The organism is Pseudoalteromonas sp. Hal040 (assembly GCF_037162425.1).
In the GTDB taxonomy this organism is placed as follows: Bacteria; Pseudomonadota; Gammaproteobacteria; order Enterobacterales; family Alteromonadaceae; genus Pseudoalteromonas; species Pseudoalteromonas gelatinilytica.
In genome coordinates this window covers 2,537,911-2,563,863 of the sequence record NZ_JARLUU010000001.1, presented here as the reverse complement: position 1 = coordinate 2,563,863, position 25,953 = coordinate 2,537,911, and the positions used below count along the sequence as shown (strand labels likewise).

The 25,953-nt window shown below is 41.9% G+C and carries 23 protein-coding genes; 17 read left to right on the top strand and 6 right to left on the bottom strand.

From position 1 onward, the window contains the following. Positions 1-2: 2 nt before the first annotated feature. Complete coding sequence (locus tag P4S60_RS11850; protein ID WP_063706681.1) at positions 3-947, bottom strand: DUF58 domain-containing protein; 945 nt, start codon at positions 945-947, stop codon at positions 3-5. Positions 948-950: 3 nt separating this feature from the next. After that, entirely contained in the window at positions 951-1,907 is a 957-nt protein-coding gene (locus P4S60_RS11845) for an AAA family ATPase (RefSeq protein WP_054553219.1), read from the bottom strand. Positions 1,908-2,243: 336 nt separating this feature from the next. On the opposite strand from P4S60_RS11845, the gene fadI reads away from it, so the two are divergent. The 4 genes from fadI to P4S60_RS11825 all read left to right on the top strand — a co-directional run bounded on the left by fadI (position 2,244) and on the right by P4S60_RS11825 (position 7,521). Further along, positions 2,244-3,554: an acetyl-CoA C-acyltransferase FadI gene (fadI, locus tag P4S60_RS11840; RefSeq protein WP_337116080.1), complete on the top strand. Its 1,311-nt coding sequence runs from the start codon at positions 2,244-2,246 to the stop codon at positions 3,552-3,554. Further along, on the top strand, positions 3,554-5,779 hold the full coding sequence (fadJ, locus tag P4S60_RS11835) for a fatty acid oxidation complex subunit alpha FadJ (protein WP_337116079.1): 2,226 nt from the start codon (positions 3,554-3,556) through the stop codon (positions 5,777-5,779). Before fadI ends, fadJ begins: the two co-directional genes overlap by 1 nt. Positions 5,780-5,936: 157 nt before the next feature. Continuing rightward, a complete protein-coding gene (lepB, locus tag P4S60_RS11830; protein ID WP_337116078.1) occupies positions 5,937-6,866 on the top strand; it encodes a signal peptidase I in 930 nt (309 codons plus the stop codon). Between the two features lie 124 nt (positions 6,867-6,990). Further along, positions 6,991-7,521 (top strand): GNAT family N-acetyltransferase, encoded by a 531-nt coding sequence (locus P4S60_RS11825; RefSeq protein ID WP_288344474.1) that lies wholly within the window; start codon positions 6,991-6,993, stop codon positions 7,519-7,521. A gap of 13 nt (positions 7,522-7,534) precedes the next feature. Here the strand turns inward: P4S60_RS11825 and P4S60_RS11820 are convergent, their stop codons facing one another. After that, positions 7,535-7,921, bottom strand: coding sequence for an MmcQ/YjbR family DNA-binding protein (locus P4S60_RS11820; RefSeq protein ID WP_063706687.1), 387 nt, complete (start codon positions 7,919-7,921; stop codon positions 7,535-7,537). 190 nt (positions 7,922-8,111) lie between these two features. Here P4S60_RS11820 and efpL point away from each other — a divergent pair, with 190 nt between their 5' ends. The 7 genes from efpL to P4S60_RS11785 all read left to right on the top strand — a co-directional run bounded on the left by efpL (position 8,112) and on the right by P4S60_RS11785 (position 15,390). Next, a complete protein-coding gene (efpL, locus tag P4S60_RS11815; protein ID WP_337116077.1) occupies positions 8,112-8,684 on the top strand; it encodes an elongation factor P-like protein EfpL in 573 nt (190 codons plus the stop codon). Between the two features lie 146 nt (positions 8,685-8,830). Then, positions 8,831-9,559, top strand: a complete 729-nt coding sequence (locus P4S60_RS11810; protein WP_337116076.1) for an RDD family protein — start codon at positions 8,831-8,833, stop codon at positions 9,557-9,559. Further along, a complete protein-coding gene (locus tag P4S60_RS11805) occupies positions 9,556-10,506 on the top strand; it encodes a stage II sporulation protein M (protein ID WP_337116075.1) in 951 nt (316 codons plus the stop codon). Before P4S60_RS11810 ends, P4S60_RS11805 begins: the two co-directional genes overlap by 4 nt. Further along, a complete protein-coding gene (locus P4S60_RS11800) occupies positions 10,496-11,956 on the top strand; it encodes a hypothetical protein (RefSeq protein WP_337116074.1) in 1,461 nt (486 codons plus the stop codon). The genes P4S60_RS11805 and P4S60_RS11800 overlap by 11 nt, the downstream gene beginning before the upstream one ends. Beyond that, on the top strand, positions 11,946-13,094 hold the full coding sequence (locus P4S60_RS11795) for a DUF4350 domain-containing protein (protein WP_337116073.1): 1,149 nt from the start codon (positions 11,946-11,948) through the stop codon (positions 13,092-13,094). The genes P4S60_RS11800 and P4S60_RS11795 overlap by 11 nt, the downstream gene beginning before the upstream one ends. Continuing rightward, positions 13,091-14,074 (top strand): AAA family ATPase, encoded by a 984-nt coding sequence (locus P4S60_RS11790; RefSeq protein ID WP_054553208.1) that lies wholly within the window; start codon positions 13,091-13,093, stop codon positions 14,072-14,074. The genes P4S60_RS11795 and P4S60_RS11790 overlap by 4 nt, the downstream gene beginning before the upstream one ends. Beyond that, positions 14,071-15,390 carry a DUF58 domain-containing protein gene (locus P4S60_RS11785; protein ID WP_337116072.1) on the top strand — a complete coding sequence of 440 codons (1,320 nt, stop codon included), beginning with the start codon at positions 14,071-14,073 and terminating at the stop codon, positions 15,388-15,390. The genes P4S60_RS11790 and P4S60_RS11785 overlap by 4 nt, the downstream gene beginning before the upstream one ends. Before the next feature lie 69 nt (positions 15,391-15,459). Here P4S60_RS11785 and P4S60_RS11780 read toward each other — a convergent pair whose 3' ends face one another. Continuing rightward, positions 15,460-15,936, bottom strand: a complete 477-nt coding sequence (locus tag P4S60_RS11780) for a DUF4234 domain-containing protein (protein ID WP_337116071.1) — start codon at positions 15,934-15,936, stop codon at positions 15,460-15,462. Between the two features lie 221 nt (positions 15,937-16,157). Here P4S60_RS11780 and P4S60_RS11775 point away from each other — a divergent pair, with 221 nt between their 5' ends. After that, on the top strand, positions 16,158-16,352 hold the full coding sequence (locus tag P4S60_RS11775; RefSeq protein ID WP_138624605.1) for a hypothetical protein: 195 nt from the start codon (positions 16,158-16,160) through the stop codon (positions 16,350-16,352). Here the strand turns inward: P4S60_RS11775 and P4S60_RS11770 are convergent. After that, positions 16,349-18,463: a sensor domain-containing protein gene (locus P4S60_RS11770; protein WP_420820060.1), complete on the bottom strand. Its 2,115-nt coding sequence runs from the start codon at positions 18,461-18,463 to the stop codon at positions 16,349-16,351. The two genes, P4S60_RS11775 and P4S60_RS11770, sit on opposite strands and share 4 nt — an antisense overlap. Before the next feature lie 176 nt (positions 18,464-18,639). Continuing rightward, complete coding sequence (locus P4S60_RS11765) at positions 18,640-21,360, bottom strand: insulinase family protein (protein ID WP_337116070.1); 2,721 nt, start codon at positions 21,358-21,360, stop codon at positions 18,640-18,642. Positions 21,361-21,555: 195 nt separating this feature from the next. Between P4S60_RS11765 and sixA the strand changes: the two genes are divergently transcribed. The 5 genes from sixA (at position 21,556) to P4S60_RS11740 (ending at position 25,950) form a co-directional block, all read left to right on the top strand. Continuing rightward, a complete protein-coding gene (gene sixA, locus P4S60_RS11760; protein ID WP_063706710.1) occupies positions 21,556-22,032 on the top strand; it encodes a phosphohistidine phosphatase SixA in 477 nt (158 codons plus the stop codon). A gap of 49 nt (positions 22,033-22,081) precedes the next feature. Then, the gene (locus P4S60_RS11755; protein WP_337116069.1) at positions 22,082-22,432 is read left to right on the top strand and encodes a RidA family protein; all 351 of its coding nucleotides are present in this window, start codon (positions 22,082-22,084) and stop codon (positions 22,430-22,432) included. Beyond that, a complete protein-coding gene (locus tag P4S60_RS11750; protein WP_337116068.1) occupies positions 22,416-22,892 on the top strand; it encodes an ASCH domain-containing protein in 477 nt (158 codons plus the stop codon). Before P4S60_RS11755 ends, P4S60_RS11750 begins: the two co-directional genes overlap by 17 nt. Then, complete coding sequence (locus P4S60_RS11745) at positions 22,889-23,623, top strand: SDR family oxidoreductase (protein WP_337116067.1); 735 nt, start codon at positions 22,889-22,891, stop codon at positions 23,621-23,623. The genes P4S60_RS11750 and P4S60_RS11745 overlap by 4 nt, the downstream gene beginning before the upstream one ends. Before the next feature lie 77 nt (positions 23,624-23,700). Beyond that, positions 23,701-25,950 carry an NAD-binding protein gene (locus P4S60_RS11740; RefSeq protein WP_337116066.1) on the top strand — a complete coding sequence of 750 codons (2,250 nt, stop codon included), beginning with the start codon at positions 23,701-23,703 and terminating at the stop codon, positions 25,948-25,950. The last annotated feature ends 3 nt before the right edge of the window (positions 25,951-25,953 follow it).

The following is a 25,953-nucleotide window of genomic DNA, read 5'->3' as shown; positions in this document are numbered from 1 at the left end:
TGTTACTTTCTCACTAATTGCAGCTCAAGTGGAGTGGCTGCACTGAATGAAATTAAACTAAGCCCAGATTTTTGTAAGCGCTTTAATCTATTAGAAAACGACTCTTCGGCAGACTTAGCAAAGCGCTCGCGAAATTGCTTATCCATTAACGGTAACGCAAGTTCTTGGCCATTCGCCGACACGGTCACAGTTTGTTTAAAAGCAGGTAGCTGGTGCTCGAACGGATCGCTAATATGGCAGCCAATCAATTCACAGTGCCTGCTGAGTATTTCGAGCTGTTTGAAGCTTGCTTCATCAAGCGCACTAAAATCGGAGACGATATAAACCAAGCTTCCTGGTTTTGCTAAATGATTAAGGCGTTTAAGGTTTTCGCTGAATAAGCTGGAGGCTGTTTGGTCGATATTAGCCAGTGCTTGGCTGTGAATATCACATAAGTTGTGACAAAGCTTTAATACGGCTTTTTCTCGTGAGGTCGGTTTTAATTCGTGATGACCTTGCTGATTAAACACCAGACCACCGATGCGATCACCTCGTTGGCACGCTGACCAAGCAACCAATGCGCTGATATGCGCTGCTTGCACCGATTTTAACAGTAACTTTGAGCCAAATAGCATCGAGTTAGAAAAGTCGGTAAAGACAAAAACAGGGCGCTCTTTTTCTTCTTGAAACAGCTTAGTGTGGGTTTCGCCAGTGCGTGCGGTAACACGCCAGTCGATAGAGCGTATGTCATCACCGGCCTGGTAATGACGCACCTCGGCAAACTCCATACCACGGCCTTTATGGGGCGCAAGGTATTGCCCAGCTAAGCTGTTTTTGATTTTTACTTTGGGCGCAAGTTCTAGCAAACGAGCCTTGGCTTTGTAATACATCAACTCTTTGAGTGATAAATTGACGCCTTGACTATGACTCGCTGCTAACCACGCTGCTGGATCAAATTGGCTCGACATAGCTTATGGTACTGCCACCAATTCTAAAATACGGCTGATCACATCGTCTTTACTGATACCATCGGCCTGTGCTTCGTAACTTAAGATAATACGGTGACGCAATACATTATGCAGCACTGCTTGAATATCATCAGGCGCAACAAAGTCACGACCTTCTAACCAAGCATGCGCGCGGGCACACTTATCTAGGGCAATCGTTGCACGTGGGCTTGCGCCATATTCAATCCAGCGACCAAGTTGCTCATCAAGCTCTGCAGCTTCACGAGTGGCAACAATTAACTGTACTAAGTATTTCTCAAGCGGCTCAGCTAAGTACAAACCTAATATCGCTTTACGGGCAGCAAATAGTTCACTTTGACTAATTTGTTGTGTCGTTGCTTGTTTATCAGAAATGGCCTCGCCACGGGTTAGGCGTAGGATATCTAATTCGTGTTCAGCACCTGGGTAATCAATGCTTAAATGTAGTAAAAAGCGGTCAAGCTGAGCTTCTGGCAGTGGGTAAGTGCCTTCTTGCTCTAGCGGGTTTTGGGTTGCCATAACCATAAAGAGATCAGACAGCGGATAGGTGTTTTTACCAACCGTTACTTGGCGTTCAGCCATAGCTTCTAGTAGGGCTGATTGCACTTTAGCTGGGGCACGGTTAATTTCATCAGCCAAAATTAGGTTATGAAATAACGGGCCCTTTTCAAATACGAACTCACTGGTTTGCTGGCGATAAATATCAGTACCTGTGACATCCGCAGGTAATAAGTCTGGGGTAAATTGTACACGTTGAAAACTGCCTTCAACGCCTTTTGCTAAGGCATTGACTGCACGTGTCTTAGCAAGACCCGGAGGGCCTTCTACTAATAAATGGCCGTCTGCCAAAATCGCGATTAACAGTGCTTGAGTTAATTGTGGTTGGCCGATAATTTGCGTGTCTAGGTATGATTTTAATTGTGAAAATGCGTTAACTGCCATAATAAAAAGACTGTCCTAAAAGCGTGAGTCAAAAATTGTTTTTGTTATGCGCCAATACGTTATGTTCAGTACCGATAAATTCTTTGCGCGGTACCGTGGTGGGGCGCTATTAACAAGTTATAAGGATTCAAAAGTTATAACACAAGTGTTAGACACAAAATCCTCAAATAGTTCGTTATTTTTTAAGGATTTTTAGCCTACCATATAAATACGGTGTTTTTTTGTAAATAGGCCGAAAAAAGCCTATGGTTGAAAACTTACTATTGGCATTCGTACACGGGTTGTTTTAGAATCAGGAAAAACAAACAGGTCAGACCTGTCAGCGGGAGAGCATAAATGTCTGAGCAAAATATACTTAAAACAGCAAAAGGCGATCGTATCGCTATCGTTAGCGGCCTGCGAACGCCATTCGCAAAGCAAGCCACAGCATTCCATCATGTACCAGCCCTTGATATGGGTAAGTTAGTTGTCAACGAGATGCTTGAACGACTTAACTTTGATAAATCTGAAATTGACCAACTTGTATTTGGACAAGTAGTGCAAATGCCAGAAGCGCCAAATATTGCCCGTGAAATCGTATTAGGTACGGGTATGCCTGTTTCTGTTGATGCTTACTCTGTTTCGCGTGCGTGTGCGACAAGTTTCCAAGCCATTGCTAATGTAGCTGAGTCAATTATGGCAGGCTCAGTGCAAGTCGGTATCGCCGGTGGTGCTGACTCATCGTCTGTTTTACCTATTGGTGTTAGTAAAAAATTAGCGGGTAGCCTTGTCGATTTAAACAAAGCACGTACGCTTGGCCAGCGATTAAAGATTTTCTCTAAACTACGTTTAAAAGATTTACTTCCTGTTCCGCCAGCGGTCGCTGAGTACTCTACTGGTTTATCTATGGGTCAAACAGCAGAACAAATGGCGAAAACGCATAACATTAGCCGCGAAGATCAAGATGCTTTAGCACATCGTTCTCATACCCTTGCAAGCCAAGCGTGGGCAGATGGTAAACTGAAAGACGAAGTAATGACTGCCCATGTTGCGCCTTATAAGAGCTTTATTGAGCAAGATAATAACATTCGTCATAACTCAACAGTTGAAGGCTACGCGAAGTTAAAACCAGTATTTGACCGTCAACATGGTTCAGTGACTGCAGCTAACGCAACGCCATTAACCGATGGTGCCGTCGCGGTATTAATGATGAGCGAGAGTAAAGCTAAAGCATTGGGATACAACATTTTAGGTTATGTGCGTAGCTTTGCTTTCTCAGCAATTGGTGTACATGAAGATATGCTAATGGGTCCGGCGCACTCAACGCCAATTGCTCTAGATAGAGCAGGTATCACACTAGCTGATTTAGATTTAATCGAAATGCACGAAGCATTTGCAGCGCAAACACTAGCTAACATGAAGATGTTTGCGTCAGATAAATTTGCACAAGAAAAGCTAGGTCGCAGCAAAGCGATCGGCGAAATTAACATGGACAAGTTCAATGTTTTAGGTGGCTCACTTGCATACGGTCACCCATTTGCGGCAACAGGTGCGCGCCTGATCACGCAAAGCTTACATGAACTTAATCGTCGCGGTGGCGGCTTAGCGCTTACGACTGCGTGTGCAGCGGGTGGCTTAGGCGCAGCCTTTGTATTGGAGAGTGCGTAATGACAGATTCAGTATTTAGTTTATCAGTGGCTGATGACGGCGTAGCCGTTGTAACCATTGATGTGCCGGGTGAGAAAATGAACACCCTGCGCAGTAGTTTTGCAGAAGATTTAAAAACCTTACTTAAAGACGCACAAGCGCAAGCGGTAAAAGGCATGGTATTTATCAGTGGTAAAAGCGATAACTTTATCGCTGGTGCTGATATTAAAATGCTTGATAGCGCTAATAGCCGTGAAGATGCATTAGCGTTGAGCGAAATGTGCCAGCAAGCATTTTTCGATATGAAAAAGCTGCCTTTCCCAACAGTGAGTGCCATTCATGGTGCGGCATTAGGGAGTGGTTTAGAGTTTGCTTTAGCGTGTGATTATCGCGTGTGTTCAGACAGCGATATCACTAAGCTTGGTTTGCCAGAAGTACAGTTAGGCTTATTACCTGGTGGTGGCGGTACTCAGCGCTTACCTAAATTAGTTGGTCTACAAAAAGCACTTGAGTGGATGCTTACAGGTAAGCAAGTACGTGCTAAGCAAGCGAAGAAAACAGGCTTAGTAAATGATTGTGTTCCACACAGTGTATTACTTGACGTTGCTAAAGAGTTTGCTCTGAAAGGTAAGGCAAAGGTCACTAAACCAAAGCTAGACCGTTTAAGCCAATTACTTGAGTCAAACCCATTTGGTCGCAATATTATTTTCAAAAAAGCACAAGAAAACGTACTGAAGAAAACAGGCGGTCACTACCCAGCACCTTTAGCCATTATTAAAGCGGTTCGTGCAAGTGTTGAACTTGATCAGTTAAAAGCATACAAAACTGAAGCTGAAGGCTTTGCCACGCTGGTAATGAGCGATGAGTCAAAAGCATTACGCGGTATTTTCTTTGCAACCACTGAAATGAAAAAAGAGTGGCGTAATGATGATGCACCAGCAATCGCTAAAGCGGCAGTATTAGGTGGCGGCCTAATGGGCGCGGGTATTGCCCATGTTAGTGCTGTAAAAGCCGGTGTTCCTGTGCGCATTAAAGATGTGGCTGAAAAGGGCATCAGCAATGCAATGAACTACAGCTATAAAATTTTAGATAAAAAGCAAAAACGTCGTATTTTATCTAAAGCAGAGCTACAACAAACCATGAACCGCATTACCGGAACTACCGATTACAGTGGCTTTAAACACATTGATATCGTTATCGAAGCCGTGTTTGAAGATCTTGCTTTAAAGCAAGGTATGGTGGCTGATGTTGAACGTGAATGTCAAGACAACACGATTTTTGCAAGTAATACCTCGTCATTACCGATTGCACAAATTGCTGCGGATGCAGCACGCCCAGAAAATGTAATTGGTCTGCATTACTTCTCACCAGTTGAGAAAATGCCACTTGTTGAGATCATTCCACACGCTGGTACGTCTGAAGAAACCATCGCTCGTGTAGTTAACTTTGCGCGTAAGCAAGGTAAAACACCGATTGTGGTTAAAGACATGGCTGGTTTCTATGTAAACCGTATCTTAGCGCCTTATGTCAATGAAGCGGCTAATTTACTGCTTGCAGGTGAGCCAATTGAAAAGATTGACCAAGCATTGGTTGAGTTTGGTTTCCCGGTAGGGCCTTTAGCGTTACTTGATGAAGTAGGGATTGATATCGGTTCTAAAATTGCGCCAATCCTTGAAAAAGAATTGGGCGAGCGCTTTAAAGCCCCGGATGCATTTAATCGCTTAATCGATTCTAAGCGTTTAGGTCGTAAGACTGGCCGTGGTTTTTATCTTTACGAAAAGAAAGATAAGAAAGTGGATGAGTCAGTATACGAGCTACTTGGTGTTACGCCATCACCTCGTTTAAACAAGAGCGAAATTGCTAAACGTTGTGTTGCGCAAATGCTAAACGAAGCGGTACGCTGTTTAGATGATGGCATTATTGCAAGCCCGCGTGACGGTGATATTGGTGCTATTTTTGGTATCGGTTTCCCACCATTCTTAGGCGGTCCATTTAGCTATATGGATAAACTGGGTGCAGCACAAGTGAGCTCAGAAATGGCGACTTTTGCTAACTACAACCCAATTTTCACACCTTGCGATACGTTAAAAGCAATGGCTGAAAAGGGTGATCGTTTTTACCAAGCAGAAAGCGAAGAGCCGGCAGTAGCTGAAATCGCGCCAGTCGATCCGGTTGAAGTAACCAAAGAAGTGGTCGAAGACGAGCAAGCGTCAGAAGCCGCGGATACAGAAACGACCAAAAGCTAATTCTTTAAATTGATTAGTTAATATAAAAGCCCTGCTCACATTGAGTGGGGCTTTTTGCTTTTTAAAAAAATGTCAGAAGCTTTATGGCATCACTGTGATTTTATATTTAATATTGGACAATTATGTGCAATGACTTAAGTTAAATAAGGAAATGAGAGTGTCTACTACATGGAAACCCAAAGGTTTTATCGCAATAATTCTTGGTGTGTTATTACAACCATTTGTATTTTTGTACGTTAATAAAGCCAGATTGTTCATTACGTACTTTGTGTTGATGGTTATATGTTATTTGTTTGATATTAGGCTACAAGCAAATGCAGCAGAGTCAGATTGGTATCAAGGCATTTATTTCACTAGTGTATTTATTCTTATTTGTCCCATTCATGCTTTTTGGGTAACTCAACATTATAACGCTTCTCAAAAGAGGGCTTGGTTCGCGCGTTGGTGGGTTACTTTTTTACTTTTTACTACTATTTATACTTGCCTTACTTTAGTTAGGATTTTCTGTTTTGAATTTTTCACTATACCTGCTTCATCAATGGCTCCAACGCTAGAAAAAGGCAGTCAAGTTATTGTCAGCAAGCTAGGTTATGGTAATTATCAATATTTAGGTCAACAAGTTTTAAAATCTGAGATGACAGCTGAAGTAAGGAGAGGAGATATTGTCGTATTTCAATATCCGCAAAACCCTCAATCTATTTGGATGAAGCGGGTCATTGGTTTAGCTGGTGATAGGGTTGTATATCGAAATAAAACACTCTATATCAAAAAGGCGTGTAAGCAGCCTACAGATAATTGCTCCGATTATAGTGTTATTGAACAATCGCTAGTTTCACAAGATGAAAATGGGCTAAAAATTCTACAAGAAGTGAATGAGGATAGTAGCTACCAGATTTTAGTGAATGACAATCATATGGATCTAATAAGTCATTATTTCAGCCAAGTCGGTAGCAGACATGGTGAGTGGGAAATACCTCAAGGCCATTATTTTGTTATGGGGGATTCAAGAGATAATAGCTCAGATAGTCGCTATTGGGGGTTTTTACCTGAAGATAACCTAATAGGAAAAGTCATTCTCAGTTGGTAACAAATTAATATAAAAGCCCTGCTCATTGAGCGGGGCTTTTTGTTTCGATATTGGCCATAAGTGGTATTTAACTCGTGAAGTCGATTTGTTATAACTAGGTTTATTTACAAAGCAATTAATCACCATGACTCTCACCACTGCGCGATTAACATTACGGCTATTAAATGCCGATGACTGGCCATTGTTTTACACTTTGCATAATGATGCCAAAGTGATAGAGAAATGCTTCGATAAGCCTTCTGAGGCGCAGTTACGTGCTAAGTTTAATGAACGTTTAAAGCCTTGGCAGCCAAATACGAATTCACCACTGTGTTTAGTTATTGTTGAAACCAGTACCGGTAAAGAGGTGGGTGTAACTGGCTTTACCTCATCAACAGTGCCAGATAGTCAAGAGGTTGGTTATTTGCTACTGCCTAATTTTCATGGTCGTGGCTATGCTACAGAGTCTTTGCAAGCAGTGCTTAATTACGCCACATCAGAGCATGCGGTGCGTGAATTTAAAGCGGTTGTCACCGAGGGTAATATCGGTTCGGAAAAAGTACTTGAGAAGTGTGGTTTTCAGTTAGTCGAGAAGCAGCTAGATGCGTATGCCATTGGCGGCGTTTTGTATACCGATCATCATTTTCATTTAAGTTGCACTGATCACAGAGTGTGATCAGTGCGCAATTTTACAGATGAAGCGCAATCGCTTTTCTGTCTTTTTCTGGCATATTCGCAACCACTAAATCAAACGAATTATCGATCATTCGTTCAATTTCTCCTTGTGGTACGGTGCCATCTAAAATAACCGTATTCCATAAACGTTTGTTCATGTGATAACCCGGGATCACCGACGGGAAAATATCACGCAGTGCTTGGGCTTCATCTGGATCGCATTTCAGATTTAGCCACCATACAAGGTTCCCCTCATCGTCTGTTTGACCTTCTTTGCCCTCAGCAAGGGTGGCAAACATTTTATGATTCACCTTGTAAACGTCGACATCTTGGCCAAATGGTTGGGTGATCATCACCAATGGCTTTTTCATTAAATACTCGTGTACTGTGTGTTGATTCATGATCCAATCCTTGAAGTCATTTTTCGTAGTTATAAACATAGCAGCTTTTTCGTAGTTTGGAGACAACTATTGTCATAATTTGCTGAAAAATAGAATAAATAACGGGCATGAGTGAAAACTGCAAATTTTTATTGAACAAAAGCCATTACGTGGTAAATTTCTGTCATCAAAAAACGATAGGAATACACCCATGCCTAAGGCAAGTGAAGTTAAAAAAGGCGCCGCTATCGAGCATAACGGCCGTGTTTTAGTAGTTAAAGATATTCAACGTTCTGTACCACAGGGTCGTGCTGGTGGTAGTTTATACCGCATGCGTTTATACGATGTAGTAACAGGCGGTAAAGTTGATGAAACTTTTAAAGACAGCGACATGCTAAAGCTAGCTGACTTAACTCGTCGTGAAGCAATGTTCTCTTACATTGATGGAGACGAATATGTTTTCATGGATAACGAAGATTACACGCCTTACAACCTAAATAAAGAAGCGATCAGTGAAGAAGTTTTATTCGTTAATGAAGAAACTCAGGGTCTTCACGTTATTGTGATTGATGGTGCACCGGTTGGTATAGATTTACCATCAAGTGTTGAACTTGTTGTAGAAGAAACTGACCCTTCAATCAAAGGTGCTTCAGCAAGTGCTCGTTCTAAACCTGCGCGTTTAACAACAGGTTTAACAATTCAAGTTCCTGAGCATATTTCGACAGGCGATCGTATTCGTATCAACACTGTTGAACAAAAATTTATGGGTCGTGCAGAAAAATAATTCTGAGGCTCTTAAAAAAACCGGCTTTGATGCCGGTTTTTTGTTTTATTTGTAACGCGCTTATAACAAAATGCATTGAAAAAGGAACGGAAAACGCGCATCATTATTAGCTTACGAAAACAATAATAAATACCAGTAGTAGATTAATGTTAAACCACGGATTGGAAAACAGAGAATACATCAAACTCCCCGAAGGCGTTGATATCGCCATCACTCCCGCTGGCGTTGTTGCCCGAAGCTATGCTTACATTATCGATTTTCTTATCCGTAGTTTGGTTTTACTTGCTGTGGGTACTGTATTGGCATTTTTTGGCGATGCAGGGCAAGGACTTATATTAATTGCTTACTTTTTAATTTCATGGGGCTATAACATCCTGTTTGAAATGGAAAGTGGCCAAACGCCGGGTAAAAAACGCCTTAAAATCCGTGTTGTACAAGACAATGGCTTACCAGCAAGCTTCTCGCAAATTGTAGTGCGTAACTTACTACGCCCAGCCGATATGCTGCCGATAGGCTATTTCTTGGGTCTTGTGGTGATGTTGTTTAACAACAGCTTTAAACGCATTGGTGATTGGGCGGCAGGCACCATGGTTATTTACGACGATGAGTTAGCCGCACGGCCTGAATTATCTCAAGGTGAAGTGCATATTCCGACCATTAGCTTAACCACCGAAGAGCAATTAGCCGTGCTTGCTTTTGCTGAACGTCATGATGAATTATCTGATGCAAGGCGCCGTGAGTTGGCTGCAATTTTAGCTGTTCCTTTTTCTGCCGAAGAGCATGATATTGAGGCGCAGCTCGTTAGTTACGCACGCCACTTTGCTGGGCAAGCTCAACATGATAACGATTACCCACAGCCGGAGGGTAAACAATGAAGCAAACTCAATTTGTAAAATCAAATAGCGTCAGTTGGGATGAATTTGAAGCGCTTTGTGAGCAAAATAGTGTAAAGTCTTTACCTGTTAATTTTCCTAATTTGTATCGTAAAGTCTGTAATGATTTAGCCATTGCGCAAAGTCGTCAATACAGCCCGGTGTTGATTGAGCAAATAAACAGGTTGGTGCAGCTAGGGCAAAAGCGTCTTTATTTATCTCGAAGTAATCAATTCTCTGAAATATGGCATGTGGCACGCACGGCATTTCCGCGTGCTTTGTATGAAAATCGGTTAATGCTTGGCATTAACTTATTGGCATTTTGGGGATTGGCCTTAATTGCTTTTATTTGGGTGACAATCGACCCTGATGCTGCGTATACATTTTTAGGGCAAGGCACAGTACTTAATATCGAACAAATGTATAACCCCAGTGGTAGTGTTCAATCGGCTGAGCGCGGCGCGTCACAAGATCTGATGATGTTCGGGGTCTATATCTACAATAACATTGGTATCGCATTTCAGATGTTTGCAGGTGGCGTGCTGTTTTGTGTTGGCGCTGCTTTTTTCTTGCTGTTCAATAGTTTTTATTTTGGTGCTGTTGCAGCTCACATTGTAAATGTTGGATTTGAAGGGCCGTTTTTCTCGTTTGTGATCACTCATGGCTCGTTTGAGTTAACCGCTATCATCATTGCTTCAGCGGCGGGGTGTCAAATAGGTTATGGCTTGTTAAACCCTGGGCAGTATACCCGTGCATATGCGATGAAACAGGCTGCACAAAAAGCACTTCCGCTCATTGTTGGCGCATTTTTGATGTTAGTCATAGCCGCTTTTATTGAAGCATTTTGGTCGCCCCGTGATATTGCTAACGAAATTAAATATTTAGTTGGCAGCGGTTGTTGGGCTTATGTCATTTTTCGCTTATACAGGGGAATGCGCTATGGAGCTTAATCGACTTAGCTTCAATCCCCGCAAGCGAAGTGCTTACGAGACCTTTGATTTAACCGTGTTGTTAGTTAAGCAGCATGCTGTGGCGTTGGTCTCTTTGTATTTGATGATGGCCGTGCCTGTATTTCTGATTGTCGGCTTTTTATTAAACTGGGGCATAGGTGGCTTTGTTGTTTGGTGGCTCAAACCTGTATTTGAGCGACCTTTACTCGATTACATGTCAAAAGCGGTTTTCAATCAGCCAGTCAACATAATGAGTAGCTTAAAGTCACTCAAGCAGTTAAAAATCGCTGATATGCTAGCGCATTTAACCGTTTTTAGGCTCAGCCCAAACAGAGCATTTTTAGCCCCTGTAGAACAACTCGAGCGACTATCAGGTGAACGCAAAACTAAGCGTAAGCGAGTTTTATTTGCTTCAACTAAGCCAAAACAAACATTATGGATGCTGTTTTGTGTGCATTTTGAATTCATCAATTTAATGGGGATATCGGCACTGACAATTGCACTTGTGCCCCATTCATTCTCTGCACAAGAAGCCATGTACCAAATATTCGAAGCGCCAATCTGGGTTGAGATAGCGTTTAACTTTATTTATATCATCAGTATCTCGTTAGTCGCACCGTTATTTGTAACAGGTGGTTTCCTTGCTTATTTACACCGTCGAGTTGAACTAGAAGGCTGGGATATAGAGCTGGCTTTTAAAAATATTCGCACCCGTCTTGCAGGCGTCGTCAGTGCCGTGACGCTATTTATACTGACAACGTTTTCGTTACAGCCATCAACAAGCTATGCAGAGCAAATCGATAAGCAAGCGGTAAAAGAGCAAGTTACTGCTCTTTATAATGAGCCTAATGTCATTGAAACTGAGACCACGTGGGTGCCAAATATCGAAGCAAAAGACAGCTCATCAGAGAGTGATTGGTCTTGGCTTATCGATGTGTTTACTGCGATTGGTGAAGTGTTTGGCATATTTGTTTGGGTACTGGTCGGTTTATTAGTTATTTGGCTAGTGTATTACCTCATGCAAAAGCGCGGTTTTTTTGCAAATTTAAGCTTACCAGAACGTACAAAAGTAAATGAAGAGCCAGTGATCCCCACTTTATTTGCTGAAATTAAAAGCAAAGATTTACCTACTGATTTAATTGCCGCAGCAAAGCAGTGTTTTGAGCAAGGTGAGCACCGCTTGGCACTGGCATATTTGCTTCATCATGCGCTGAGTTGGGCACAGCAACAACATGAAGTGCGCTTGCACCGCTCTATGACTGAGCGCGAATGTAAACGTGCAATTGATGCAAGGGTGCCAAACCAAGGACAAGCGATTTTTGCCCGCTTATTTTCTGCGTGGGTCACGGTTGCTTGGGGTCATAAAACCCCTGATATTGACTTTATCGAGCTGACTGAGCAAGTTACTACTATGACAGCAGAGACTAAGGAGCACGCCCATGAAACTTAAAGTTGTGCTCATAGCGGTGCTAGTGGTGTTTAGCTTATTTGTTATTGCTGGTATTGCTTCTTTAGATTGGCAGAAAAAAGAAATAGAAATTGGCTTTCATAGTGATGTGGCAAAAGATAACTTCACGATGGCTAAGCGGCTACTTAAAGCCAATGGTATCGATTGGAATAAAAACAAACGCTTGGCAGAACAAGCACAAAGTGATGAGTTAAACATTGACCCGCAAAGTATCTTAATTTTGGATGAGGCGGTGCTTGCTGACTCTTACCAGTTAGATGTACAGCTTGCTGATTGGGTTGGTGAGGGCGGACGTTTAATTTATGTATTAAACAGGCAGCGCGATGAGCTGGCGATTGATAGCACCGTATTTTTTAGTCAGCTTGGCATCAATGTAGAAAGCCAAGAAGATGTGTTTGAATATGATTTTTCGATGCTCAAAGAAGGGAATAAAAATAGTACGCTCTCAATCGATGAAAACACCCAGCTTGACCTTGAGCTAAGCCGTACTTTTTTTATTGAAAACTGCCCAGGTGTGAGTACCAATAATGATAATGGCGACACCCTGATGTGTGATTTTGCATTTGGCCAAGGTCGGATCATCGTGATGCCTTCACTGTTACCTTTTACCAATTATCGACTTCGCCATCTTGATCATGGCAGCTTATTACTTTGGTTAAGTAAAGGAGCTGAAAAAGTAACCTATGTACCTTACCTAACTTACCCAAATTGGTTTGCCAAATTATGGCACTGGAGCTGGCAATGTGTGGTGACGTTGCTGTTATTAATTGTGCTTGCAGTGTGGCATATCAGTAGTCGCATCGGCCGCTCTTATGCTCCTGACTTTGAAATAAAAACCTGCTTTAATCAGCATATCCGTGCAGTGGCGAACTTTTATTCTGAGCATGGTCACGAAGCCGTGTTATTTGCTGCACTCAAGAAAGATTTTTACGCCAAAGTTGAATCGCGGGTACCTAATTTTAAAATGCTCAGTGTAGAAAAGCAGGCGCAGATCATCGCTAGTTTAACTCATTTTGAAAAACAACAAGTGGCTCAACTACTTGCTAGCAAGTTGCCTGAGTCAAAAGAACAACGAACAGAATATATAAAACGATTCAAACAATTAAGGAATGCCTTATGAGCACGGAATTGGACACTAATCGCATGAGCTTAGTTGAGGCAGCTGATGCAGTAAAACAAGTAAAGCATAACATTTCGCGTGTGTTAGTCGGTCAAGATGCCATTGTTGAAGATGTGCTTACCGTGCTATTTGCAGGTGGCCATGTGTTACTTGAAGGGGTTCCTGGGCTTGGTAAAACGCTATTGGTTAGAGCCTTAGCAAAAAGCTTAAATGTAGACTTTTCGCGAGTGCAGTTTACACCGGATTTAATGCCTTCAGATGTTGTTGGCCATAGTTTGTATGATATGAAATCAGGTGAATTTAATATCAAAAAAGGCCCTGCATTTACTAATATTTTGCTGGCTGATGAAATCAACCGTGCACCAGCTAAAACGCAATCAGCCCTTCTTGAGGTGATGCAAGAGCAACAAATCACGATTGATGGCGAGTCATTATCTATTGATTCACCATTTATGGTATTAGCCACTCAAAACCCATTAGATCAAGAAGGGACGTACCCACTGCCAGAGGCTGAATTAGACCGCTTTATGATGAAAGTTGAGCTTGGTTTTCCTTCTCATGAATCGGAAGTTGAGCTTTTAAAACTAAATACACAAATTGTGTCTAATGAAACCAAAGTAGAGCAGCTCCCAGCGGTATTGGATGCTAAACGTATTGCTGAAATTAAACAGCTTTGTGCAGATATCTTAGTAGACGAACAAATACTGAATTATGCCGTCGATATCGTGCGTAGTTCACGAACTTGGCAAGGCGTATTGCACGGCGCAGGGTTACGTGCCTCAATTAATATCATTAAAGCGGCAAAAGTAATGGCATTGATGAATGGCCGTGACTTTGTAACCCCAGATGATGTGAAGTCAGTGTCTGTGAATATTTTAAGACACCGATTAATTTTATCGGCTGATTTGGAGCTGGAAGGGGTGTCATTTGATGAAGTGATCAATGCCATTTTAGCCAGTGTTGAAGCGCCACGCTCATGAAACGCATCAAGCATAGACCTGCAAAACGCTTAGTACAATTAACAGCTTTACTGCTGTTATTGTTGCTTGTCTGTGCCATTGCATCGGTTGACAGCTTAGTGCTAACGGCCTTGCTCTTAGTGCCTTTATTGCTCGCATTTGTAGATTATATGGCAGCGAAGTCAGAACCTTTACTTGAAGTAAGTGCACAAACGAGTCTCAACATGGCTTTGTATCGCCGCCAAGCATTGCAGCTAGTGATTAAAAATAAAGCGAAGCATGCGACCATGCTAGATGTCAGTGTTCATTTAAGTAATGCAATTGAGCTGCAAAAGCCTCAGCAAACGGTGTTTATAGATGCAATGCAACAAGCAAAGCAGAGCTTTACATTACGCGCTCACAAACGAGGTGATGCGCAGATCAGTGCCATTGAACTTAGGGTAGGGTCGCCATTTGGCCTTTGGCAAACAAACTGGTTAGCTGAGCAAAGAATTCAATTAAAAGTGTATCCAGATTTTAGCCGTGTTACTTCAAAGCAGCATTTAAATGGCGTAGTAAATAAGCCTATTTCAGGCTTAAAGCTCACTAAAAAGCGCGGTGATGGCATTGAGTTTCAGCAGTTACGTGAATATCGCCAAGGTGATAGCGTTAGGCAGATAGATTGGCAGGCGACCAGTAAGCGTCGAAAACTCATTTCTCGTGAGTATCAAGAAGAGCAAAACCAACACGTCATAGTAATGCTCGATGCCTCTAAAAAAATGGCCATAGAAGCCAATGAGGGCAGCCACTTTGATCATGCCTTAAATGCATTATTACTGCTGTCGCACACGGTGCTAAAACAAGGTGACTGGTTTAGCATGCAAAGCTTTAACCAAAACCTGCGCTGGTTACCTGATGTAAAAGGCGCGCAGAATGTATCACGGGTAATGAATCACTTTTATGATCTATACCCAGATAAGAGCAGCAGTGACTATTTAGTGGCAGTGAACCAATTAATCGCTAAACGCAGTAAACGGTCTTTAGTGTTATTAGTCACCACCCTTGATGAGCAAAGCATTGATGAGTTGATGCCTGCAATAAAGTTATTACAAAAACACCACTTGGTTGCGCTTATCAATATTAACAATCGTGCCGTGAGTGAAGCGCTCGATGAGCCTATTGAAAAGTACGAAGATGCAACCAGCTATTGTGCAGCATTAGCGCTGTTAAATTCACATAAAGCCAATATGGCAAAGCTGAAAAAACAAGGGGTGATAGCTATAGACTGTAACCCTGAGCAGCTACTACCGCATGTGCTTAACACCTATTTAAATGTGAAGCACTCCGGGGCATTGTAATAATCTAATACCAACCCGCAATAAAAAAGGCATTGAATTCAATGCCTTTTTTAATAAATAACGAAACGATTATTTTTGATTATCAATAGCTTCGTTGATTTTGTATTGGAAATAAATAACGTTAAAGAAAAACGTTAAAATACCACCTAAATGAACTGGTTCATTGCTGCCTTCATTAATCAATTCTTTAATTGATGTACGAAGAGAGAAAACTAATACAATCCCAACAACAAAAGAAGCCAGCGAAACAATCGCAGATAAACCTTCTGGAATAGATGTGAATGCTAAACCAATGTTAATTACGTAGAGGGCAATGTAACCATAAACTAGGTTTTGACTTACCTTATGTTTAGCTAGCGTATTTGCTTGATTGGTACGGCTTACTAGCCAGAACACGCCGTATATCCCCAATGTAAAAAGGCTCAAAAAGAACACGCCCCAAGCAGAGAAGCGCTCAAAGTTTAAAATAGGTTTATTACCACCATTATTTTGCTGAGTAAGCTCAGCTTCTGGTGCTTCATAAATGTTAGCTGATTCTTCAGACATAACGATTCCTCATAATTATTTTTGTATATTCCTTTGTGCAAATTGCACGTACCGATAATAGCAGTGAGCTTGGTTTTTGTACATCATTTCAACAGCCTAGAAAGTAAGGCCAAGTAGCATCAAGGTCAGTATAAATAAGCCTTATAGAGGGTATAGCATGAGTGAAGTTTTAAAGCTTGCTGAAATTATGTACACTGCCGCTGATTTTAATGAGGTGCTGTGTGTTATTTGTTATTTTGAGCTGTGTATTTATTTTGGTGATGTATCTAGAGTCTCTGTCTAAAGGAATGCCAGTAAAGCGCTGGATGCTGTTAGGCGGTGTACTTGGGCCTGTTGCTTGGTGTTTGTTTAACGTGCATTACCGACGCGCATTTGTGCGCCATGTTGGCCGACAATCGTGTGGTTGGCGACCTTAAGCTTTTACAGTTTTTAATAGGCTTGGTGCAGATTTATCGAGTTGCTTTTGTAAGAATGCGGTAAATTCAGGTTGAGATAACGGTTTAGAATAATAATAACCTTGGACTGTTTGACACTTTAACTGCTCTAACATAACGACCTGATCAGCTTGCTCAACCCCTTCTGCAACCACATGTAAATCAAGGTTATGAGCAATGGTCACAATTGAGTCGACCATATTACGACCACGTTCTGATTGCATGTCGTCAATAAAGGCTTTATCAACTTTCAAGGTATTAAGTGGGAACTGTTTTAGATAGGCTAATGAAGAGTAACCCGTACCAAAGTCATCCATTGCAAGGTGAATACCACGAGCACTGAGTGAGCGCATGACTGCAATTGCTTCGTTCGGATCGTCCATAACCGTACCTTCAGTGATCTCAAGCTCAAGGAAGTAAGAGGGCAGTTCATTTTTTTGCAAAATTACATCAATACGAGTGGTTAAGTCAGGTAAGCTAAACTGCTTGGCCGATAAGTTTACTGCCACACGACCGCTGAATAAACCTTGATCTATCCACGCCTTTACATCGCGACACGCTTTGTTTAAAACTACTTCACCAATTTCGATTATTTGCCCAGTTTCTTCAGCGATAGGAATAAACACACCAGGGCTTATGACGCCTTTTTTCGGAGTAATAAAGCGCACAAGTGCTTCCATACCATCTAGCTTACCAGTACGAATGTTCATCTTCGGTTGGTAATACACTTCAAAGTGATCTTCTTTTAGACCGTAACGCATTAAGTTTTCGATTTGTAAGCGTTTAACCGCTTCACGGTTCATGGTGTCATTGAAAAACAGGTAGCTATTACCTTTTTTCTTGGCGTGATACATGGCTGTATCCGCATTTTTAAGTAATAGTTCTGGGGTATTACCATCTTCAGGGAACAGTACAATCCCGACACTCGAGGTGATCACCAGTTCGTGACCCGCCATATTGAAAGGCGTGGCAATTGCAGCTAAAAAGAGTTTAGCCATGCGAGTGATGGTATGAATATCGTTGGTGCCCGACATTACCAGCGCAAACTCATCACCGCCTAGGCGATAAAACACATCTTTTTCGCGAGTTAACTTATTCAAACGCATCGCAAGCTTAGACAATAAGCTATCACCAAGTTGGTGACCCAGTGAGTCGTTAATCTTTTTAAAGTTATCTAGGTCAAACACTAACAAAGCGTGATGGTTATCTTGTTTAGCAAGCTTTTTCAGGTTAGTGAAAAATAAATTTCGGTTCGGTAAGCCCGTTGTGCGGTCGCGATTAGATAAGTTATGTAATTGTGATTCGGCTTTTTTTCGTTCTGTTTGATCTGAAAACACCACCACATAGTTACAAATTTGGTTGTGCTCATTTTTGATTTCATCAATTGAAATTTCAATCGGTAACAACTGTCTTTTTGCATTGCGAAGTTTTACCTCTTGCTGCCAATGCTCCGTCGCTTTTACGGTGGCTTTAATTTCATCCACATAGCTTTGGTCATAACCATTTAAGGTAAAATCTTTCTTTAAATATTGTTCGCGGCTGCCACCAAACAAAGTCAAAAAGCTCGGGTTTAAGTCAACCAGCTTGAAGTTTTTATCGTAAATGGCGATGGCGTCAGTTAACGACTCAACGCATTTTGCAAACAGGTTTAAACGCGCTTCAGTTGATTTAAGCTGAGAAATATCTCGCACTGTACCTGTCATACGTAAAGGGTTTAGGTTTGCATCTTTTTCGATGATCTTGCCGCGATCCAGTACCCAGTGCCAGCGATCAAAACTGTCTTTTATACGGTAGCTCGCTTCAAAGAAAGCGGTGTGTTCAGCAAAGTGTTTTTTTAGCGCTGTTTCGACGTGTTGTAAATCGTGAGGGTGAATCAATTCGCGGTTAGGGGGAAAGCCACTGCTGCTGTTTGTATCTGAGGTGTATTTATCATTTATTCGCAGCACTTCACCGGTTTTAATATTCCAATCCCAAAGTGTGTCACCACTGCCTTCTACGGTACTTTTTAAGCGATGTTCTGAAATTCGAAGTTGCTGACGTGAGCGTTTTAATTTAAAAATGACAAATAATAGGTACGGCAATAACAGCATCATTATAGCGCTTGGAATAAGCAGCAATGTGCTCTGTTCCAGCTCTATAGGGCTGGCGGATGCTGAAAAAATCCCAGCCATACTTATTGTTAAAAAAGCAGAAATCATTTTTATTATTTTTGTCATTAATGCATTACCGTAATACGCACCAATTAATCTAATCTAAGCCCGCGTCCGAGTCAAAGAGAATGCGAAGAAAGGGTTGTTTTTGGCTGTTTTTTGGCCTTTGGCTCACTTAAAAGTTCTATTCTTGGTCGGTTATCGCTAAATGTCTCGGTAATATACTGCTGCATTTGAGTAAGGCTTAACTGATCAAGCGCCTCTAAAAGCTGCTGTTGCATATTAAATTCAGTATCGCGATTACCAATTGCTAACCATAAACGTTGCGAGCGCAGGCGTAAATTTTTATCTTTTTCAGCAATGTGTGTGACAAGACCCGCTTTGGCATCGAGCCATTGTTGTTCAGAAATACTGTTTATTTGCGACACATAATTGCTAATAAATAGCTGATGACGTTTCAGTATCTCATCTGCACTATGCTTAGGTGACTGCACATAAAAAGCGATACCTGCACGGGTATTAAATGGGGCATAGCCCGCTCCAACCAAATAGCCAAGCTGTTGTTTGGTTCTTAACTCATTAAAGTAGTCTTGATTTATCAAATGATTTAGTACCATCATTTGCACTTTTTCAGTGGTGTCATCGGTGCGTGCTTGGTAGTAGAGCACCATCGCATGATCGCTGCAATTTAACGTAAAACGCTGCTGCTCAACATCGGTAATATCATTGAGTGGTCGCGTTAAATCAATAATCGTGGTGCTGCCAGCTAAGTGTTCAGTCACTTGCTTTTGAAACTTAATAGCATCACTACGCTGCCAGTTACCATGTAAAAAAGACTCAACATGCAAAGCTTTAAAAAACTCATTTCTAAAGCAATTAAACTGATGGAAACTAGTATCTTTTAAAGCTTGCGCTAAGGCATTCGGCTCTGGGTTCCACGGCATGATTTGCGCACCCAAAATACTAAATAACTCACTGACGGGTTTATTTTGATTGCTGTTTCGCCAGTGTCTCACGAGCTGCTTTTTATACTCAGCAAAGCGTTTTGCACAGATCTCAACATTAAAGAGCGTATCCAGTAATTCATTAACGAGCTCTAACTGACTCGATGAAAGGCCCGCAGTGTGCAGGGTTAAGCCGCCTTGGTGCGAGGTTAAATGATAACTAAGGCCAGCCAGCTCTGCCGGATAAAATTGCTCAGCTACACTGTCCATAAACAGGTCGGCAAACAAGCGGGTAAGCGCCATATGTTTAACATCTTTAATCGCAAAGGTTGAGTCCATTGCCAAGTAAAAATGTCCTTTAGCCACCCGAAAAGTCGCATCTTGTTTGAACCAAAAATCAAAGCCCTCTCTTTTGACTAATAATTCTGGCTCATTGGTTGGCTCATCTAATGGCAGTAGTTCAACATCTTTAGTGAGATAGGGGTTGGCACTAGGCAAGCACATCTGTGGTAATGGTGTGTTTATTTCACTGAGCGCTTCAAGCCAACTGGTTGAGATATCTTCTACTTTATAGGGGGTATTGTACCAAGCGGTGGTGTGCTCTGGTTCAACACCTGGATGAATGAGTACCAAGCGCATGTTGTCAGGCGTGAGCCATTGCATGGCAATTTCGTGGGCGCGACGATTAAAGCCTTCCATTAAATAATCGCCTTGCACATAGTTGGCTTCATCGTAATGCTGCATATTAATGCTTAAGTTACTCACCCAATCAATTAAGCGCGCTTTTTCTTGGTTATCGAAGGCGATTTGTAATAAGTTCTTTTTATCTTGATAAAGACGCGGCAATTTATCGCAGTTTTGGTTGATTAAGCAGATATACTCAAACACCATTTCGACGATATCTTCATAATATTCAATACCTTCATCAGTTAACGCCATGCTGATATTAAAATCTTTGAAGTTACTGCCATTAATACCGCCACCTGCTGACAGAGCATTGATCCAACCTTGCTCTTTTAAAATAGAATATAGCGACCCTTTGCCTTCGTAGCCGAGTAAGTGGGCGATAAAACTAACGGTTTTGTGACGATAAAAGTCATCAATATTTGGCATCGCAAAGCTAATAATGAGCTTTTGCATATGTTTATGAGGTTCAATGTGTAACACCTTACCTAAGTCTTGTTTACGGTAAAGTGGCTGCTCTATGATCTCTTTACTTTTAGGCTGACCTTTAATTTCGCTAAAAAATTGTTTTACCCAAGTTGTCATGGTTGCAATATCTTCATTGCTACAGATTACCAGTGTCATCCACTGAGCCTGATAATGACTATCGAAAAAAGCGCGTAGCTCATCACTGATGCAACCTTCACGATCCGCAAGAGTTTGCTGATTACCGACCGAAAACTTTGCAAAAGGATGGGCTGGGTTCACTGTTTCTTTGTGAGCTTGATAAATACGTCGGCCATCATCTTTTATTTTTAGCTTAAATTCTGCGTCTATGGCATTACGCTCTTTACTGGTTTCTTTAGGATTTAATAGGGGGGCAATAAAAAAGCGGCTAAATTGCGCCAGTGCTTCAGCAAACTGTTGGTTGTTAATATCAAAGAAGTAGCAAGAGTGCTCTGTGCCAGTCCACGCGTTGGTATTGCCGCCAGACTGAGATACAAAACTGGAAAATCCGCCCGATTCTGGGTACAAGTCAGTGCCTAAAAAAAGCATGTGTTCCAAAAAGTGCGCGAGACCTTGTCTATCAAGGGGATCGTCGAAATGGCCTGCATTGATTGCCATAGAAGCCGCTGATTTTGTTGACTCTAAGTCTTGCACTAAAAGTACTTTTAGACCATTGTCCAGTGTTAGGGGCTGATATGTTCTGTTATCATTGCGGCTGATATTCAAAAGATGCTCCTGAAAGAATGCGTTAATGTCCTAACAACAGATGATATTTTCAGGAAAGCTAAAAAAGACAGAGCTACGAAAATCTACCTGAATACCATAAGCGGATGTTTAATGTATCTAGTGATGATATTCTAATATAGCGAACAATCAAGCAAACTGGCTACTGTTTTATATTCTTTAATCGGTTGATTTTTTATGAAAACAATCTTAATCATGCGCCATGGCGAAGCTACGCCAATGCAAGCAGATGATGCAGCAAGACAACTGACCGAGACCGGTCACCAAGAAGCCAGTAGAATGGGGCAGTGGTTAGCAACACACCATAAACCTGACGCTTTGTTGGTAAGTCCTTACATTCGTGCACAACAGACTGCTGCCGATGCGACACAACATATTTCGTTACAATTTAATGAAACCTGTAGCGATATTACCCCTGATGGTGTTCCGCAAGTAGCTGCTGATTACCTTGAAACGCTGATTGCTATGCATCCACAGTGCAACACCTGGTTAGTCGTTGCCCATATGCCCATTGTTAGCTACCTAGTTGATCAGTTAAGTCCTGGTCATATGCCAATTTTCAATACTGGTGCGGTTGCTGTTATCGAATATGATGAACATAAACAGCGCAGTCACTACCTCAGTATTCACTCGCCAAATAACGTCGAAATATAACAGTAGATTTGCTAAATTAGCGCCACTGTTAATTTTTTAAGTTCTTACTATGACAATCGAACGTTTACAAACCGGTGCGCGTATGAGCCGCATCGTTAAGTATAACGGCACTGTATACCTATGCGGCCAAGTTTGTGCTGATGCTGAAAAAGATATCACCGAACAAACTCAAACCATGCTAGACAAGGTCGAAGCGCTACTTATTGAAGCGGGTAGTAGCAAAGAGCACATGCTAAGCGCCACAATTTACCTGAAAAGCATGGAATACTTTGCACAAATGAACGCTGTTTGGGATGCATGGGTACCACAAGGTCATGCACCTGCTCGCGCTTGTGTTGAAGCAAAAATGGCGCGCGATGCGCTATTAGTTGAGATTTCTGTCGTTGCAGCCATTAAGTAACGAGCAGCGTATCGCGCAGATGATTGCTCGCTTTAACGAGCAATCAGGTCGCGCTGTTGTTGAACTGCCAAGTTGGCATTTTTGCGACAATGAGCAAGATGCCAATGACTGCGCATTATTGGTTTTAAATGGCGTAAAACAAGCAACAACTCCTTCACTTTATTGGTTTAAAGCCAATAATGAAGCTCTTCCTGAAGTTGGTGATTTAGCCATTTTTACCAATTGGCAGGGGCAACCCCTCGGCATTATCGAAACTGTCTCAGTAACCATCACCTCATTTAATCAAATAAGCGCCGATTACGCTGTATTAGAAGGCGAGGGCGACAAAAGTCTTGAATACTGGCAGCGTGTACATTGGGATTATTATCAGCGAGAGCTCGCAGGCACAGAGTATCAATGTCATCCCGATATGCCATTGGTGTGTGAGCAGTTTAAGTTAGTTTTCAAGGAGTCCGAATGAGCACGAATCCAGTGGTTCTTATTACCGGAGGCGGCCGCGGTATAGGTGCAGCAACAGCAAAACTATTTGCTAAACATGGCTATGATGTGTGTATTAATTATAAGTCAGATCACGCAAGTGCAGAGCAAGTCGCTGATAAGCTAAAAGCCTATGGCGTGAATGCCTATTTGTTGCAAGCCGATATCGCTGATGAGCAGCAAGTGCTTGCCATGTTCGCTAAATTAGATGCTCAGGTTTCGCGGTTAGATGTGTTAGTCAATAACGCGACGATGATGATGCCGCAAATGTCGTTATTAGAAATGGATGCTAAGCGTATCAACGCTATATTGAGTTGTAATGTTACAGGTGCATTTTTGTGTGCGCGAGAAGCAATAAAGCGTATGGACAAAGGCAGTATTGTGAATGTTTCATCGGGTGCTTCACGCACAGGCTCGCCAAATGAATATTTAGATTATGCCGCATCCAAAGGAGCGCTTGATACCTTCACGATTGGCCTTGCCAAAGAAATCGCGAGTAAAGGTATTCGGGTAAACGCGGTAAGGCCAGGCCTTATTTATACCGATATGCACCGTGATGGCGGTGAAGCAAACCGAGTTGATAGGTTAAAATCTAAGTTACCGCTAGGGCGGGGTGGTGAAGCAGACGAGGTCGCTTCAGCAATTTACTTTTTGGCAAGTGAGCAAGCTTCATTCACAACGGGCAGTTTTATAGACGTATCGGGTGGGCTTTAGCAACCCTTGCTGGTGGGAACGGCGTTGAGGGGTTATTATTTCTTTATATAAACTATAAAAATAACCCAAGGTAGCCCATGGATTCACAAAAGAAATCGACTTTATTTCTGTTTGGCTTATTTATGTTCATTATGCTGGTGGGGCTGTTTGGCGTTTCGCAAACAACTCGCTGGAGTGAGCCTTTAGCTAACAATATATACGCGATTGCGGGCCTGTTTGCTTTTAGTGGTGATTGGACACAAGAACTTTATAAAACCAATCAAATGAATCCTTTCATTGAGTTTGCTCGATTTGCAGCTCCCTTAACGACAGCGTTAATTTTCTTTTATCTAATCTTTGATGGTGCAAAGCAGCTCATTGCTTATTTACTGAGGCCTCGTTCTGATTTTCAGCTTGTTGTGGGTTTGGGAAATAAAGGTTCAGCCATTGCTTTATCAGCATTGGCTGCGAATAAACCTGTTATTGCCATCGAAAGTAACCCTGAAAATAGTCATATTGCCTTACTTAAACAAAAAGGCGCGATTGTGCATGTTGGTGATATTAACCAGTCAGTTGCAGATAAGCTTCATTTACAACATGCTGAGGCGGTATTTTTCTGTTGTGGTGATGATAGTCATAACATTACTATTGCTCAGCAAGTACTTACTAACTTAACCAACTTGAAAGCGCCCGTTTTTGTACATTTGCATAGTCGGGTATTAGCGGATCAACTTAAACAACTCCCCCGTTTTATTGAAAATACCAGTACAGAATTACGCTTTTGGCGTAAAAGCCAATTACTAGCAGAGCAGCTCTTTGCCAAGTATTCGCCGCTACCGCTGCTTAATATTCAAGGAAAAGACCAAGTTCATTTGGTTATTTTTGGTAGTAATGACGCGGCGTTAGATTTAGCAAGAACTTATGCTAAAAGTGCTATCTACAGTAGTTTAAAGCCGGTAAAAATCACTTTAATCACAGCCGATTCTAACGCACAGTTGAGTGCAGAACTTGCGGCCATAGATGCGGCTTCTGAGCTTACTGTGATCAATCAGCAAGTTCATGAGTTACTGGCAGATAAAAAACTGCTACTCGATATCATTTCTAATGCAACGCAAATTTATATTTTCGATACGCAGCAAATAAACTGTTTCTCAATTGCTTTGACACTTCGTAATAAGATGTTAGTTGAATGCCTGTTTATGGCACCCATTTACTATGCCACTAGCTACACCGAATTTAGTGAACAACAACAACAGGCAAAAACAAGGCAAATACCTGATAACTTAGTGGCTTTTAATGATAACAGTAAAGATATCAATATTAGCGCGGTGACTCAGCCTCGTGGCTCCGTATTAGCTAAGCGAGCTCACGAACAAAGTTATCAAGCAAATCAAGCTAATGTTACTTCATGGCAAGACCTACCTTATAGTTTAAAGGAGGCAAACAGGGCTTTTGCGCTGAGTTGGCGTGAAAAATTGGCGATGGTAAATGCACGTTTTAGCAGCCATTCAAACAGTATTGAATTGTCAGATAACGGACTCAATGTGATGTCGTCGATGGAGCATGCTCGCTGGTGCGCTGAGCGTAAAATTGATGGCTGGCAGTTTTCAAGTACCCGCTCAAACATTGCAAAACGACATACGCTGATAAAACCTTGGCATGAATTAACACAGCAACAGCAGCAAGGTAATAGTGATTTTTTTGCCGCAGCTGTTAACGATTTACTGTCACTGGCAAAGGATACAACGCAACCTTTTGGCATTGAAAAAATGGTCACTGTGGCAGTTACAGGCCATCGCTTCACAAACCTTGAGAGCCAGCAACATGACACTTTGGTTCGAGACATTGATCAGCAGTTAGATGCGCTGAAGCAGGCTTATCCAAATTGTCATTTTCAGTTTGTGTCTGGTCTTGCTGAAGGAGCCGATAGATTAGTGATAGAGCGTGCGCTAACCCGTTTAGACGCTAGTTTTATTGCTTTACTGCCGATGGCTTACGAACTGTATAAATTAGATTTTAGTAAACAAGATAGTGAGTTTGAACAGTTGCTCGCAAAAGCACAGTGGTTTGTAGAAATTCCCCCTGTTTATCGAAATTTAGCCGAGATGGAAGATACAGCCAATGAGTCTCGTGCTTTACAATATGCCTCTTTAGCTGCGCACCTGGTCGCTATGTCTGATGAGCTAATCGCAGTGTGGGATTCTCAGCCAGGTAAAGGAATTGGTGGTACAGCAGATGTTGTAAATTGGTGGCAGCATGGTGTGCCTGAACAGTTTAAGCGCCATTACCCGTTTACTAGTAAGGGACTTAAAGCTGAAGTGCGTATTGTAGACTTTAAGAGAGATTAGCTA

Bases quoted from the DNA above. Each gene is read 5' to 3' on its own strand.
- P4S60_RS11850 (WP_063706681.1), bottom strand. From the start codon at position 947: ATGTCGAGCCAATTTGATCCAGCAGCGTGGTTAGCAGCGAGTCATAGT.
- P4S60_RS11845 (WP_054553219.1), bottom strand. From the start codon at position 1,907: ATGGCAGTTAACGCATTTTCACAATTAAAATCATACCTAGACACGCAA.
- fadI (WP_337116080.1), top strand. From the start codon at position 2,244: ATGTCTGAGCAAAATATACTTAAAACAGCAAAAGGCGATCGTATCGCT.
- fadJ (WP_337116079.1), top strand. From the start codon at position 3,554: ATGACAGATTCAGTATTTAGTTTATCAGTGGCTGATGACGGCGTAGCC.
- P4S60_RS11825 (WP_288344474.1), top strand. From the start codon at position 6,991: ATGACTCTCACCACTGCGCGATTAACATTACGGCTATTAAATGCCGAT.
- P4S60_RS11820 (WP_063706687.1), bottom strand. From the start codon at position 7,921: ATGAATCAACACACAGTACACGAGTATTTAATGAAAAAGCCATTGGTG.
- efpL (WP_337116077.1), top strand. From the start codon at position 8,112: ATGCCTAAGGCAAGTGAAGTTAAAAAAGGCGCCGCTATCGAGCATAAC.
- P4S60_RS11810 (WP_337116076.1), top strand. From the start codon at position 8,831: ATGTTAAACCACGGATTGGAAAACAGAGAATACATCAAACTCCCCGAA.
- P4S60_RS11805 (WP_337116075.1), top strand. From the start codon at position 9,556: ATGAAGCAAACTCAATTTGTAAAATCAAATAGCGTCAGTTGGGATGAA.
- P4S60_RS11800 (WP_337116074.1), top strand. From the start codon at position 10,496: ATGGAGCTTAATCGACTTAGCTTCAATCCCCGCAAGCGAAGTGCTTAC.
- P4S60_RS11795 (WP_337116073.1), top strand. From the start codon at position 11,946: ATGAAACTTAAAGTTGTGCTCATAGCGGTGCTAGTGGTGTTTAGCTTA.
- P4S60_RS11790 (WP_054553208.1), top strand. From the start codon at position 13,091: ATGAGCACGGAATTGGACACTAATCGCATGAGCTTAGTTGAGGCAGCT.
- P4S60_RS11785 (WP_337116072.1), top strand. From the start codon at position 14,071: ATGAAACGCATCAAGCATAGACCTGCAAAACGCTTAGTACAATTAACA.
- P4S60_RS11780 (WP_337116071.1), bottom strand. From the start codon at position 15,936: ATGTCTGAAGAATCAGCTAACATTTATGAAGCACCAGAAGCTGAGCTT.
- P4S60_RS11770 (WP_420820060.1), bottom strand. From the start codon at position 18,463: ATGATGCTGTTATTGCCGTACCTATTATTTGTCATTTTTAAATTAAAA.
- sixA (WP_063706710.1), top strand. From the start codon at position 21,556: ATGAAAACAATCTTAATCATGCGCCATGGCGAAGCTACGCCAATGCAA.
- P4S60_RS11755 (WP_337116069.1), top strand. From the start codon at position 22,082: ATGACAATCGAACGTTTACAAACCGGTGCGCGTATGAGCCGCATCGTT.
- P4S60_RS11745 (WP_337116067.1), top strand. From the start codon at position 22,889: ATGAGCACGAATCCAGTGGTTCTTATTACCGGAGGCGGCCGCGGTATA.
- P4S60_RS11740 (WP_337116066.1), top strand. From the start codon at position 23,701: ATGGATTCACAAAAGAAATCGACTTTATTTCTGTTTGGCTTATTTATG.